This is a genomic window from Bradyrhizobium cenepequi (assembly GCF_020329485.1).
GTDB classification, from domain to species: domain Bacteria; phylum Pseudomonadota; class Alphaproteobacteria; order Rhizobiales; family Xanthobacteraceae; genus Bradyrhizobium; species Bradyrhizobium cenepequi.
Genome location: NZ_JAGKJI010000005.1, coordinates 182,921 through 195,903 on the forward strand (window position 1 = coordinate 182,921; position 12,983 = coordinate 195,903).

Consider the following 12,983-nt stretch of genomic DNA (forward strand, 5'->3'; position numbering starts at 1 on the left):
AGCAGATGGCGGGCTACGCTACGCTAACCCGCCCTGCTTCTTAACGTCAGCGACGCCACCGCGAGCGCCAATAACAGCAGCGCTGCTGCGAGGAAGAACGGCGCGCCCGGCAGTTTGAACGGCGCGCTCGCGCCGATGAAATAGGCGAAGGTCAGCGTGAACAGGAACGGTCCGACGAGCTGGGACACGCTCTGCACGCTGTTGGTGGCGCCCTGGAGCTGGCCCTGCTGCTCGGGCGCGACGAGCTGGGTCATCAACGCCTGGACCGCCGCGCCCGCGACACCCCATAGCGCCATCACGGGAATGCCGAACCAGGACAATGTCCCCGTCGGGGCGCTCGCGAAGATCAGGAAGCCGACCGCCCCGCAGGCGAGCCCGAACAGCAGCGCCCGCCGCTCGCCGAAGCGGCTCACGATCGGTCCGATCGCCGCGCCCTGCACGATCATCTGGCAGAGGCCGACCAGCGCAAGCGTTGCGCCGACGGTCGCGGTGTCCCAGCCGTAGCGATAGGTCGCATAGAGCACGTAGGTCGAGGGCAGCACGACGTGCGCGAGCTGGGCGAAGAAGTTCGCCAGCGAGAGCCCTGCGAGCACGCGGTCCGAGCCGAGCAGATGCAGCGCGCCGATCGGATTGGCGCTCTTCCAGCGGAATGGCGAGCGCCGCTCGCGCGGCAGCGACTCCGGCAGGATCAAGAGACCATAGAGCCCGTTGGCAAAGCTCAGGCCGGCAGCGACCCAGAACGGCAATCGCGGATCGATGCCGCCGAGCAGACCACCGAGCGCCGGCCCCAGGATGAAACCAGCACCGAAGGCGACGCCGATCTTGCCGAACATCGTGGCGCGCCGCTCCGGCGCGGTGACGTCGGTGATATAGGCAAAGGCGGTCGAGACGCTCGCCGAGGTGATGCCCGAAATCACGCGGCCGATAAACAGCCAGACCAGCGACGGCGCCGCAGCCATCAGCACATAGTCCGCGGCGAGGCCGAAGTTCGACAGCAGCACCACCGGACGGCGCCCGAACCTATCGGACAATCCGCCGAGGATCGGCGAGAAGAAGAGCTGCATCAACCGCCCAGGCGGTGCCGAACAGCCCAAAGATCCGCGCCGCGCTCGCCGTATCGTTGTCGACGAAGCCCTCGATCAGTTTCGGCAGGATCGGAATGACGATGCCGAGCGCCAGCATGTCGAGCAGGACGGTGCCGAAGATGAAGATCGCGGCGCCGCTGCGCCTTTGCGGTGCGTCGACGATGGCGGCCGCCTCTTCGCTCATGACAGGCGCTTGCGCTTGTGGGCGAAGGGGTTGGCCTTTTCGCGCAGCGTGATGCGCACCGGCGTGCCCGGCAGGTCGAAGGTTTCGCGCAGCGAGTTGGTGAGATAGCGCAAATAGGATTGCGGCACGGCGTCGGCGCGCGAGCAGAACAGCACGAAGCTCGGCGGCCGCGCCTTGTTCTGGGTGATGTAGTTCAGCTTCAACCGGCGGCCGGAGACGGCAGGCGGCGGGTTGGCCGCGATCGCCTGCTCGAACCAGCGGTTGAGCGCGGCGGTCGAAACGCGCTTGTTCCAGGTGGCATAGGCCTCCTCGATCGCCTTCATCAGGCGATCGACGCCCTCGCCCGTCAGCCCGGACACCGCGACAATCGGCACGCCCTTCACCTGCGGCAGCCAATGATCGGCATCGGCGCGCAAGGCCGAAATCAGGTTCGGCTTGCGCTCGACCAGGTCCCATTTGTTGACCGCGAGCACGATCGCGCGGCCCTCGCGCTCGACCAGATCGGCGATGCGCAGGTCCTGCTCCTCGAACTTGTTCTGCGTGTCCATCATCAGCACGACGACTTCGGCGAAGCGCACCGCGCGCAGCGCATCCGCAACCGAGAGCTTTTCCAGCTTCTCCTCGATCCGCGACCGCCGCCGCAAGCCCGCGGTATCGAACAGGCGGAAGTCGCGGCCCTGCCACTTGATTTCGACCGCGATGGAGTCCCGCGTGGTGCCGGCTTCCGGGCTGGTCAACAGGCGCTCCTCACCGACGAGGTGATTGATCAGGGTCGACTTGCCGGCATTCGGGCGGCCAATAATGGCGACGCGGATCGGGCGCTGGCCGACGTCCTCATCCGATTCCGGCTCCTCATCTTCGGCGCCTTCGTCTTCGGTACGCTCGGGCATCAACGCGCTCAGCGCGTCGTAGAGCTCGCCCATGCCCTCACCGTGCTCGGCGGAGATCTGGACGGGATCGCCGAGCCCCAGCGCATAGGATTCCATCGCGCCAAGCTCGCCATGCTTGCCCTCGGCCTTGTTGGCGATGAGCACCACCGGCTTGTTGGCGCGGCGGGCGAAATCGGCGAAGGCGCGGTCGGTCGGCGTCACCCCGACCCGCGCGTCGATCACGAACATCAGCGCGTCGGCAAGGCCGATCGCGATTTCCGTCTGCTCCTGCATGCGCGCGGTCAGCGAGCCCTTGGCGCCCTCGTCGAGACCTGCGGTATCGATGATGGTGAATTCGAGATCGCCGAGCCGCGCCTGCCCCTCGCGGCGGTCGCGCGTTACGCCGGGCTCGTCATCGACCAGCGCGAGCTTCTGCCCGATCAGCCGGTTGAACAGCGTCGATTTTCCGACATTGGGCCGGCCGATGATGGCGATCGTGAAGGACATGGATCATCAAAGCGCTGTTCGCGGAAATGCGTGTCAACGAAGTCTAGCAGGAACTAGGTGGTCTCCCTCTCCCCGCTCTTGCGGGGAGAGGGTTGGGGTGAGGGGCTGTCTCCGCGAATACGGTAGGCGCCGAATTCGTGGAGGCCCCCTCACCGGGAATTCAAGCTGCGCTTGAATTCCGACCTCTCCACGCAAGCGGGGCGAGGTGAAATCGGGGCTGACCTGACGCGAAAGGTCATCACACCTAACGCGTAAAACCGCCGCTCGGCAACGGGGCCGGGAATGGCGCAGCGGATTGCTGTGTGGGCTGTGCAGGTGCAGGTGCAGGTTGAGCGGCCGGTTGAGCCGTCTGATCGGGCGGCGGCGCGGTGGTGCGCTTGCGCACCATCCTCTTCGGCTTCGGCTCCGGTGGCAGCGCTGCGGCCGCGCCCTCCTCGGACGGCGCGGCGTCGGATTCGGCGGCGGCCGGCTCGGCCGCAGGTGCCGTGCTGGTGGTGGCGGCCCTGCCCTTGCCCGTGGCCGACCGCTTCGACTTCGCCTGCTCCGGCGGAGGCTCGGGTGGCGGAGCAGCAGCAGCGGCGGCAGCCTGCGCGTTCTGCTCATCGATCTGCTCTTGCCGCGAGCCCTTGTACAATTCCTTCGGCACCCCCTGCTCTAAGCCCGGCACGCCATCGGGGAACACCGGCTTGCGCTCGCCCGGCAGCTTCTTCTTGGTGTCCAGAAAGTCGAGCAGGTCCGACGGATCGAAACTGGACAAGCCGCCGCCCCCGCAGCCGGCCAGCACGCTGCAAAGCGCGATGGCCACAGTGGCTGCGATCAGGCGTTGCGAGCGGCGCATGGGCGATCCCTCACTCAACTCGTTAGCTCTTGGCGACCGGCGGCAGCAGGGCCTGCAACGCCTCGGCACGCGAACGCAGGCTCGGCGGCGTCTCGGCATCGTTGGCGATCAGGTCGAGCCACTGCCGCGCCGCGGCCGCATCATTGGCGCGGTAGGCCGACAATGCCAACAACTCGCGCGCCGTGTGACGGAAGGTCGAGTTCGCTGCCGTGGCGGGCTCGAGCCGCTGCAGCATGTTCTGATAGGTTGTGCTTTCCAGCAGCAATTGCGCGGCGCGAATCCGCGCCAGATCCTGCTCCGCCACACCAACGCTGCGGTCGGCTGCGATCTCGTCATACATCTTTGCGGCCGCCTGCGGATTGCGGTTTGCGACCTCGGCAGCCAGACGCAGCCGCGCCAGCATGCGGTAGCCGGCCGGCGCCTTGGCGGCCAGATCAGCGAACGCGGCCTCCGCCTCGGTGTGCTTGTTCTGTTCGGAAAGCTCGACGGCCCGGTCGAAGGCAGCCCCCGCCTCGGCTGCCTTCTGGCCCTGGAGGTATTCGTAGCCGCGCCAGCCGCCCACCCCGGCGACGATCAGAATCGCGAGCGCAATGATCAGAAGGGAATACTTGTCCCACAGCTTCTTGAGCTGTTCGCGACGCAGTTCCTCGTCGACTTCATTAAATAATTCAGACACTTAAGGCTATCCCATCCCCGAAGGGCGAAGCAAAACGCCGGCGCGGCAGGCGCGCCCGATCCCCACATCGCGGCGGCGTTACCCTAATGATATGGCGGTGGCAAGGCAAAGCGAGGCAGATCAAAGCGTTAACGGTGGAAGGTTGCCTGCCCTCTTCGGGGATAGCGTAGGAACCGATTGCCCCCAGATGTCTGTGCGCAGAAGGAGGCCGTCGTGACGCCGCAACATCTCTCCAAGGTTTATCGAGGCTACATCATCTGTCTGAACGCGCAGGACTGGAAGAGCCTGGGGCGGTTCGTGCACCACGATGTACGCCACAATGGTCGGCAGATCGGATTATCGGGTTATCGCGAGATGCTGGAGAATGACTTTCGCCAGATCCCGGACCTCTCCTTCAATATCCAGCTCTTGATCTCGGATCCGCCTTACGTGTCGAGCCGGCTGCTCTTTGACTGCACGCCGACGGGAGAGTTTCTCGGTCTCAAGATCGACGGGAAGCAGGTCTCTTTCACCGAGAACGTCATCTATGAATTTCGAGAAGCCAAAATCGTGGAGGTTTGGTCGGTAATCGACAAGCCGGCCATCGAAGCCCAGCTTCGATTTTCCATTAACCAGCAGCAAGACGCTGCGCAATGAAATGACAGCACTCCAATGAGGCTAAGAGGGCGGCTGCGTCTCGGAGAACATGTCGACAATCTTGTTGGTCATGCCATTCACGATCAGCACCTGGTCTTTCATTTTCACGTACATGTAGTCCCGCAATTCGGGTATTTGCGAAAGAACCGGTGTTGGCAGCGATTGCGCCTTCACGCCTTTTGGTAGTTTCGCGCCGATAGTTGGGGTGAAGTCCTTAGCGGATTTGGTGGCCGCCAGCCGAAATTGGACCTCGTTCTGCTCGGTCAGCACGGCCTTGCGAATGTTCTCGCGCTGCTGGTTTGTGAGATTGAGTTTCGGTAGCGATGGATTCTGCGGCACTTTTGTGCCGTTGCTCAATTCGACCGCCCCTTGCGCTCTCGATTGCGCCGGCGAAAGCGCGATAACGCCGAGTATGATCGCGAGCAGGGCGACTACACTGGGAGCTCTCATGGCGTGACATCCTTTCCGGATACGCCGCCCCTCAAGGTAACGGACAGATTGTTTGTCCGTTCCGCGCCAGGCCCCGGTGATGCTCTTGCGGCAACTTCGTCACGGTGCGGTGCAGTTCGACCGGGCCACGACGGCAAGTGGCGCTCCACGCGACCGAATGCGTCGTAGTACCAGTCGAGTCCCCCATCCGGCTTAGATGGCCCGTCCCGCAATAGTGGCCTGATAGCTATGGATCTGCTTGGCCGTTGTGAGCGCCGCAAAAGTCGCGGCCAAAATGAATGCTATTGAAAAAGCGATGAAAACAAAACGTGGTGTCATTGAATGGGCTCCCTTTCAGGATACCCCCACGCCAAATCTAACGTGAATTCCCAGGCCTTCAAGGCGTGCACGGGTGAGGGCCACGCCTGTCGCTAAGGGCAGAGCGTCGGCTTCTCTCGCAAAGCGTGGGATGGTCACGCCGTGCGCTTGCCGTTTGCCCTTAGGTCAGCTGTGTTCCAGCGGGGCGATGGAGTTGTCAGTGCGATTTGTGACGACGCCTTACGAGACGATAGACGCCATACCCGACTGCAATAAGAGCAAGAGGAAGTCCAGCGCCAGCGACAGGCCCCGGAGCGCCCTGGACGACACCAGGAGCGCCATGGACGCCACCATCGGTCCAATTGGTAGGGCTGCCACCTCCGTTGACGACGTAACCGGTGGTGGTCGCGATCCCTAACACAGCCAGTCCGCCAAGAACGCTTTTGAGAGACCCAAAGCGTGTGAATTTCGACATCCAAGAAAACATGAGTATTAATCTCCTCGGCCCGCGATTTAATTAATTAACATTTCGTGATAATAATAGCAATATTAAATCAGCATAATAATATCAATATTAAATCCGCTACGCAGCCGCGACATTGCAAAGCAACACAGCCTCCAATTGATCGGTGGCTGAGTGCTCGCCCCCATCAACCCCATGGTCGGGGCGACGCCCAGGCGTAAATCCCCGATTTTGCGCCGCAGCTGGCCAATATCACTTGGTGCGCCGCTTCAGTGCGGCGTCCACGCTCGGGCGAAATGTTGCGAGGGAATCGGTTGGCGTCGGGAAGTCGCGTTCGTCCGCTCTCCGACGGCGGGAAATCGCTTCTGACATCTCGATTGCTGGCAGGGTGGTCGGCCGAGACAGTCGGTCTAGTTCTGCCCTGAGGCGGACGACCTGCCCGTGACGAGTTGCCAAGTCGTGGCTTATGCGGAGCAGCGCAATGAGAAGATCGCATTCTTCCATGGCGTTGAATCCTGGCTATCAGTCGTTAAGCGGCCGCTGCCGCAATCTCTGGTCCATTGTCAGCGTTCAAGCGAACAGGACGTCCTCGAGTCCCTCACGGTCGTTCAGCCGCACGTAGACGTCGACGATATGCTGCATGGCGTTTGACATCGCACTCGCTCAAGAAATTCGATTGAACCTTGAAGGTGACGGGAAATGCCGTCGGTCCTGTAGAGTAATTAAATAGCGGTGGCGCCGGGCGCGCTTGCCTCGACCTAGCGCCCAGCTGATCGGACGTCGGACGGTAGGCAAGGAGTATACCCCATAAAAGCCTGTTCGAGGAAGTAGCGCAACTGCGATGACACCTTCGGCCGGCATCTGGATTCCACGTACGCATCAGCCAAGGTCGGCATTTTCTGCCTCACGAGGCTAGAGCATGATGAGATTAGATCGGGTTGCCTCCCCGATGCATGCTGCGCTCCCTCTCCCGCTTGCGGGGGAGGTGAAGCGAGCTCGCGGACACGCCGATTCAACCAAGTGGCATCATGCTCTAGGAGGCTCCCCGCCTCACGCCGGCGCTGTCATGCTTGCGAGGACCTCGCGCAACTGCCGCTTGATCACCTTGCCGTTGGCGTTGCGCGGCAGCGGGTCGCGTGTGATCGCCATCGTCTCCGGCACCTTATAATCGGATAGCCGCTCGGCGCACCAGGCACGCAAAATTTCGGCGCCGACGTCGTCACGGGTAACGACCACCGCATGCACGCGCTCGCCCAGCACCGGACAGGGCTTTGCGATGATCGCGCTCTCCACGACCGCGGGATGGCCTGCCAGCACCGACTCAACCTCGGCCGAATAGATCTTCAGGCCACCGCGGTTGATCATGTCCTTTGCGCGGTCGAACACCCGGACGAAATCGTACGCGTCGATCGAGCCGAGATCGCCGGAGTGCCAGAAGCCTGCGGTGAAGCTCTCCGCGGTCGCGTTCGGATTGTTCCAGTAGCCCTTGATGACCGAGCCACTACGGATCCAGATCTCGCCAATCTCGCCGCGCGGCAACTCGCGGTGATTGCTGTCCATCACGATGATTTCGGCGCCGGGGCACGGCAGGCCGACGCTGTCGATATGCGCGGTGGTCAACTCGCCGGGCATCAGCGTCGAGGGTGATGTGGTCTCAGTGGCGCCGTAACAATTCGCGAGCTTCAGCCCGGGAATTTTCGCGTTCAATCGCTCGATCGTCGCGACCGGCATCGGCGCGCCGCCGAAGCCGCCGATGCGCCAGTTCGAGAGATCGTAGCTGTCGAAATCCGGCTGCAGCAGACAGAGATTGTACATCGCCGGCACCATCACCGTGTAGGTGACGCGCTCGCGGGAGGCGACCTTCAGATATTCCGCTGCCTTGAACTCGGGCATGATGATCAGCGCGCCGGCGCAGCACGCCATGGTCGTGATATTGGCGACCGCACCGGTGACATGCGCCAGCGGCACCGCCGCGATCGAGCGATCCGCCGCCGTGAGTTTCAGGGTGGACACGAACACCATCGACGAATGGACGATGTTGCAATGGGCGAGAAGCGCGCCTTTCGGCTTCCCCGTGGTGCCGGACGTGTAGAGGATCATCGCCGTATCCTCTTCGCCGACCACGGCGGGCGCCTCTGATGGCGCATTGTCAAGCAGCGCGGCGAATTGCGATGCGCTATCGTCGCTGACCGAAATCCGATGCTTCAGGTCGGGGACGTCGGCCGCGTCGGGCACGCGCTGGGCAAGCGTCGCCTCGTGGATCAAAAGCTTGGCGCCGCAGTCACTGAGGACATAAGCGATCTCCGGCTTCTGCTGCCGCGTCGATAGCAGCACGGTGACGAGGCCCGCATGCGCGGCTGCGAACATCGTCAGCACGAATTCGATGCGATTGCCGAGCAGCACCGCAACACGATCGCCGGCGCGCAAGCCGAGCTTCTGCAATCCGGCCGCAACCTGCGCGGATTGCTGCACGACCTGGCGCCAGGTCATCCGCCTGTCGCCGCAAATCAGCGCCTCGCCGTCAGGGTTGTTGGCGGCAGCCTCCGCTATCATCGCCCAGATGCTCTTTGACCGCTCGCAAAACACCGGTACGACGCGATCGCCGAAGCGCGCTTCGAGCCGCATGTCCGGAATCGAATGCCCTGACCAGTCCATCGGCTAGCTCTTCTTCATCTCGTAGACATGCTCTGGCCCAGGGAATTTGCGCGAGCGGACGTCGGCGGCATAGCCCTCGATGGCGGCTTCGATCGAGGGGCCGAGATTGCCGTAGCGACGAACGAATTTCGGCGTGCGCGGCGACAGCCCGAGCATGTCCTCGAGCACCAGAACCTGGCCATCGCAGGCGGCGCTCGCACCGATGCCGATGGTGGGAATGGCGATCTCTTGCGTGATCTTGCGCGCCAGCGGCTCGGCCACCGCCTCGATCACGACCGAGAAGGCGCCGGCTTCCGCAATCGCCTTGGCGTCGCTCTCGATCGGCGCCCAATTCCTCTCGTCGCGCCCCTGCGCACGGAACGAGCCGAGCGTGTTGATCGACTGCGGCGTCAGCCCGATATGGCCCATCACGGGAATGCCGCGCTCGGTCAGGAATGCCACCGTCTCGGCCATGCGCGCGCCGCCCTCGAGCTTCACCGCGCCGCACTCCGTTTCCTTCAAAATCCGCACCGCGGAATGAAACGCCTGCTCCTTTGACGCCTCATAGGAGCCGAACGGCATGTCCACCACCACGAGCGCGCGCTGCGAGCCGCGCATCACCGCGCGTCCCTGCAGGATCATCATCTCCAGCGTGACCGGCACGGTGGTCTCGAGCCCATGCATGACGTTGCCAAGGGAGTCGCCGACCAGGATGACGTCGCAGTAGCGGTCGACCAGCGCGGCCGTGTGCGCATGATACGAGGTCAGCATCACGATCGGCTCGCCGTTCTTGCGGGCGAGGATATCGGGTGCGGTCTTGCGCTTGATGGCTGATTGCACGGACATTTTAAGCTCCAACGACGGGGACGCCAATCACGACCGGATGGAACGCGAAGGCCAGTGCGACATAGGCGATGGCGCCAACGGCGACCGCGATCGCATCATTGCCGGCGCCGCCGACCGGAATCGGCGGGCCGCCGGCGTCGGCGCGATGTTTCAGTGAGATGCGGTCAAACACCGCCCAGGCCAGGAACGAGCCGAACAGGATGATCGAGCCGAGATCGCCATTGGCGAGCAGATGCGCCGCGGCCCATAATTTGATGCCGGCGAGCATCGGATGTTTCAGCGTCGTGTAGATGCGGCCGCGGATGTAGGAGGCCACCACCAGGATCACCGCCGGCAGCATCAGCGCGATGGTGATGTGCTTCAGAAACGTCGGCGGGTACCAGACATCGATCCAACCCGTCGCGCGATAACGGGCAAATCCCCAGATGATCAGCGCGAGCCCGACCGCGGAAACCAGGGAATAGGCGACCTTGTAGCCACCCTCGCCCATCGCATCGGTGAACCGCGCGCGCAAGTCGCGCTGGGTCGTGAGCGTATGGACGGCGAAGAACAGGACCAGTCCCAGGATCATCACCAGCAGTCCCACGATCACCCTCCCTCGGCGTGGTGCAAATTTATTGAGCTTCGCGTATCATCTTAGAGGCAGGTTGTGCAATGCGTCAGGCGGTATCGCGCCGTCGACATTACCTCCTGCTTTCGAGGGAGGTCGCGCAGCGGTCTTGAGAGTCACCTCTCCCGCTTGCTTGCGGGAGAGGTCGGCGCACCCGGATCGGCGCTTCGCGCCGTCCGAGTACAGGCTCCGCGCCGGGTGGGCTCTCTCCGCACGAAGAGTCCCGCCGTGGAGAGAGCCCCCTCCCCGGCCCTCCTCCGCAAGCGGCGCAAGCGGGAGAGGGAGCGCAGTGTCCATCGCAGATAAAGCTGGATCCTTCAAATTGCCGTTCGCGAACTTTGCCCGCGCCACGGAATGACGCCGCACGGGAGCTACGGCTTTTCCGCCTGCTTGCTCAATTCGCGATTGTCGACATAGCGGATGGCAATCGGACGGCCGGCGAGCGCGCCGCCGAGGCCGTTGCTGAATTTGAGCGGCAGGCAGGCCTTCAGCGATGCGTCGATCGCGTTCAGGTAGATGGTGCGGGTATCTGCGGGAACGCCAGCAGTGGCAAAGGTCATGCGGGGCGTCGCGATCATTTCGCCGGAGCGCTTGAAGCTGAAACGGACCGACATCTGCATGCCCTCGCGCGCGTCGTCGGCCGGCGGCGGAGTCCAGCAGGAACGCAGCGCCGCGAAGAGATCGCCAATGTTATCGAGATCGTGATCGGGCTTCTTGTATTTCTCGGCCTGGTTCTGCGGCGGCACGGTCAGGATCGTGACCTGCAGGTTCTGGCCATAGGGATAGTCCATCTCTGGTATGCACGGCCCATGGTTGAGCACGCTGCAATAGGACGGCGTGCAGGGGCCCTCGTCCAGCACGCTGCAGGGCGTATGCGCGAACGGCACCGGATTGGTCTGCTGCCGACGCTCCGCAGCGTGGCTTCCAGAAATTCCGAGCGCGATGAATGCGAGGCAGATCATGACGCGTCGCAGCATGAAGCAGAGACCCTTTGGATGCCGCCATCACAAAAATGAGGGCAGCAATCGGGGCTATCAAGCTGGCGAACGTTCACTTCCTTGCGTTCGGAGGTTCCGCCCGCACTGCGGTCATCGCCCGACTTGATCGGGCGATCCAGTATTCCGGAGACGGTCGTGTCACACCGAGAGGCCACCGCGTACTGGATCCCCCGCCTTCGCGGGGGATGACTGCCGCAGCAAGCGGCCCTTACCCCTTCCGCTTGACGTCCTTGACGTTGGAGAAGGTGATGCCCTCGGCGCGCTCCTGGGTGTAGCCGAGATAGAATTCGTTCCTGGCCATGAACACGGGATCGCCGTCGACATCGTCGGCGATACCGGAACTGTTGGAAGCGATGAACGCATCGAGCTTCTTGCGGTCGTCGGAGGAGATCCAGCGCGCGAGCTGGAATTCCGACACCTCGAACTCGACCGGCAGCGAATATTCCGCATCGAGCCGCGCCTTCAAGACATCGAGCTGCAGCGGGCCGACCACGCCGACCAGCGCCGGCGCGCCGTCGCGCGGGCGGAACACCTGCACGACGCCCTCCTCCGACATCTGCTGCAAGGCTTCCTTCAGCTTCTTCGCCTTCATCGCGTCCGTCAGCCGTACGCGACGGACGATTTCCGGCGCGAAGCTCGGCACGCCGACGAACGTCAAATCCTCGCCTTCGGTGAGCGTATCGCCGATCCGCAGCGTGCCGTGGTTGGGAATGCCGACGACGTCGCCGGCAAAGGCTTCGTCTGCCACCGAGCGGTCCTGGGCGAAGAAGAATTGCGGGCTCGACAGGCTCATGTTCTTGCCGGTGCGCACCAGCTTCGCCTTCATGCCGCGGCTGAGCTTGCCCGAGCAGAGCCGCGCGAATGCGATGCGGTCGCGGTGGTTCGGATCCATGTTGGCCTGGATCTTGAAGACAAAGGCGCTCATTCGCGGCTCTGCAGCTTCCACCTTGCGCAGATCGGAATCCTGCGCGCGCGGCGCCGGCGCGAATTGCCCGAGCCCTTCCAGGAGATCGCCGACGCCGAAATTGCGCAGCGCGCTGCCGAAATAGACCGGCGTCAGATGTCCCTCGCGGAAGGCATCGAGCTCGAACGGCTTGCAGGCCTCCGACACCAGCGCGAGCTCGTCCTTGATCTCGGCGACATCGAGATTGGGATTGCGGCTGGCGAGATCGGCGATGTCGATCTGCTCGGCCTGCCCCGTCTTGGCGCCGCCGCCTTCGAGGAGGCGCACGCCGCCGTTCCTGATATCATAGGTGCCCATGAAATCGCGGCCGCGGCCGACCGGCCAGGTCATCGGCGTGGTGTCGAGCGCCAGCGTCTTTTCGATCTCGTCCAAGAGATCGAAGGTGTCGCGGCTCTCGCGGTCCATCTTGTTGATGAAGGTGATGATCGGGATGTCCCGCAGGCGGCAAACTTCGAACAGCTTGCGCGTGCGCGCCTCGATGCCCTTGGCGGCGTCGATCACCATGACGGCGGAATCGACCGCGGTCAGCGTACGATACGTGTCTTCCGAAAAGTCCTCATGGCCCGGCGTGTCCAGAAGGTTGAACACATGGCCCTGGAACTCGAAGGTCATCACCGAGGTGACCACCGAGATGCCGCGCTCGCGCTCGATCTTCATCCAGTCGGAACGCGTGTTCCGCTGTTCGCCCTTGGCCTTGACCTGGCCGGCGAGATTGATGGCGCCGCCGAACAGCAGCAGCTTTTCGGTCAGGGTGGTCTTGCCGGCGTCCGGGTGGGAGATGATCGCAAACGTGCGCCGCCGCGCCACTTCTTCGGCAAGCGCGGAACGGGACGGCGATTCGGCTGTCAGGGCAAGGTCGGACATGGCGGGAGCGTTTGGCAGGGAAACCAGTGTCAATCAAGCCCATATGGTGATTGCAGAACGCC

Annotated in this window: 10 protein-coding genes and 1 pseudogene; 1 reads left to right on the forward strand and 10 read right to left on the reverse strand. The window is 63.4% G+C overall.

The features are described 5' to 3' along the window. Positions 1–23: 23 nt before the first annotated feature. The 4 genes and pseudogenes from J6497_RS09095 to J6497_RS09110 all read right to left on the reverse strand — a co-directional run bounded on the left by J6497_RS09095 (position 24) and on the right by J6497_RS09110 (position 4,159). Positions 24–1,269, reverse strand: a pseudogene (locus tag J6497_RS09095) (TCR/Tet family MFS transporter). Further along, complete coding sequence (gene der / locus J6497_RS09100) at positions 1,266–2,645, reverse strand: ribosome biogenesis GTPase Der (protein ID WP_225703914.1); 1,380 nt, start codon at positions 2,643–2,645, stop codon at positions 1,266–1,268. The pseudogene J6497_RS09095 and the gene der overlap by 4 nt, the downstream one beginning before the upstream one ends. A 244-nt stretch (positions 2,646–2,889) precedes the next feature. After that, positions 2,890–3,483 carry a hypothetical protein gene (locus J6497_RS09105; protein ID WP_225703915.1) on the reverse strand — a complete coding sequence of 198 codons (594 nt, stop codon included), beginning with the start codon at positions 3,481–3,483 and terminating at the stop codon, positions 2,890–2,892. A 22-nt stretch (positions 3,484–3,505) separates the two neighbouring features. Next, positions 3,506–4,159, reverse strand: coding sequence for a tetratricopeptide repeat protein (locus J6497_RS09110; protein WP_225703916.1), 654 nt, complete (start codon positions 4,157–4,159; stop codon positions 3,506–3,508). Positions 4,160–4,372: 213 nt separating this feature from the next. On the opposite strand from J6497_RS09110, the gene J6497_RS09115 reads away from it, so the two are divergent. Further along, positions 4,373–4,795 (forward strand): ester cyclase, encoded by a 423-nt coding sequence (locus J6497_RS09115; RefSeq protein ID WP_225703917.1) that lies wholly within the window; start codon positions 4,373–4,375, stop codon positions 4,793–4,795. Between the two features lie 21 nt (positions 4,796–4,816). Here J6497_RS09115 and J6497_RS09120 read toward each other — a convergent pair whose 3' ends face one another. From J6497_RS09120 to J6497_RS09145, 6 genes are all read right to left on the reverse strand, one after another. Further along, positions 4,817–5,152, reverse strand: a complete 336-nt coding sequence (locus J6497_RS09120) for a hypothetical protein (RefSeq protein WP_225703918.1) — start codon at positions 5,150–5,152, stop codon at positions 4,817–4,819. Between the two features lie 1,903 nt (positions 5,153–7,055). Then, positions 7,056–8,660 (reverse strand): class I adenylate-forming enzyme family protein, encoded by a 1,605-nt coding sequence (locus tag J6497_RS09125; RefSeq protein WP_225703919.1) that lies wholly within the window; start codon positions 8,658–8,660, stop codon positions 7,056–7,058. A 3-nt stretch (positions 8,661–8,663) separates the two neighbouring features. Next, a complete protein-coding gene (panB, locus tag J6497_RS09130; protein WP_225703920.1) occupies positions 8,664–9,485 on the reverse strand; it encodes a 3-methyl-2-oxobutanoate hydroxymethyltransferase in 822 nt (273 codons plus the stop codon). Position 9,486: 1 nt separating this feature from the next. Continuing rightward, positions 9,487–10,071 carry an NnrU family protein gene (locus J6497_RS09135; RefSeq protein ID WP_225703921.1) on the reverse strand — a complete coding sequence of 195 codons (585 nt, stop codon included), beginning with the start codon at positions 10,069–10,071 and terminating at the stop codon, positions 9,487–9,489. Positions 10,072–10,466: 395 nt separating this feature from the next. Beyond that, positions 10,467–11,072, reverse strand: coding sequence for a UCP034077 family protein (locus J6497_RS09140; RefSeq protein WP_225703922.1), 606 nt, complete (start codon positions 11,070–11,072; stop codon positions 10,467–10,469). Between the two features lie 229 nt (positions 11,073–11,301). Continuing rightward, positions 11,302–12,921 (reverse strand): peptide chain release factor 3, encoded by a 1,620-nt coding sequence (locus tag J6497_RS09145; RefSeq protein ID WP_225703923.1) that lies wholly within the window; start codon positions 12,919–12,921, stop codon positions 11,302–11,304. Positions 12,922–12,983: the final 62 nt, after the last annotated feature.

What these genes read in the sequence shown, in the direction of transcription:
- der (WP_225703914.1), bottom strand. Translation starts at nt 2,645, where the DNA reads ATGTCCTTCACGATCGCCATCATCGGCCGGCCCAATGTCGGAAAATCG.
- J6497_RS09105 (WP_225703915.1), bottom strand. Translation starts at nt 3,483, where the DNA reads ATGCGCCGCTCGCAACGCCTGATCGCAGCCACTGTGGCCATCGCGCTT.
- J6497_RS09125 (WP_225703919.1), bottom strand. Translation starts at nt 8,660, where the DNA reads ATGGACTGGTCAGGGCATTCGATTCCGGACATGCGGCTCGAAGCGCGC.
- panB (WP_225703920.1), bottom strand. Translation starts at nt 9,485, where the DNA reads ATGTCCGTGCAATCAGCCATCAAGCGCAAGACCGCACCCGATATCCTC.
- J6497_RS09140 (WP_225703922.1), bottom strand. Translation starts at nt 11,072, where the DNA reads ATGCTGCGACGCGTCATGATCTGCCTCGCATTCATCGCGCTCGGAATT.
- J6497_RS09145 (WP_225703923.1), bottom strand. Translation starts at nt 12,921, where the DNA reads ATGTCCGACCTTGCCCTGACAGCCGAATCGCCGTCCCGTTCCGCGCTT.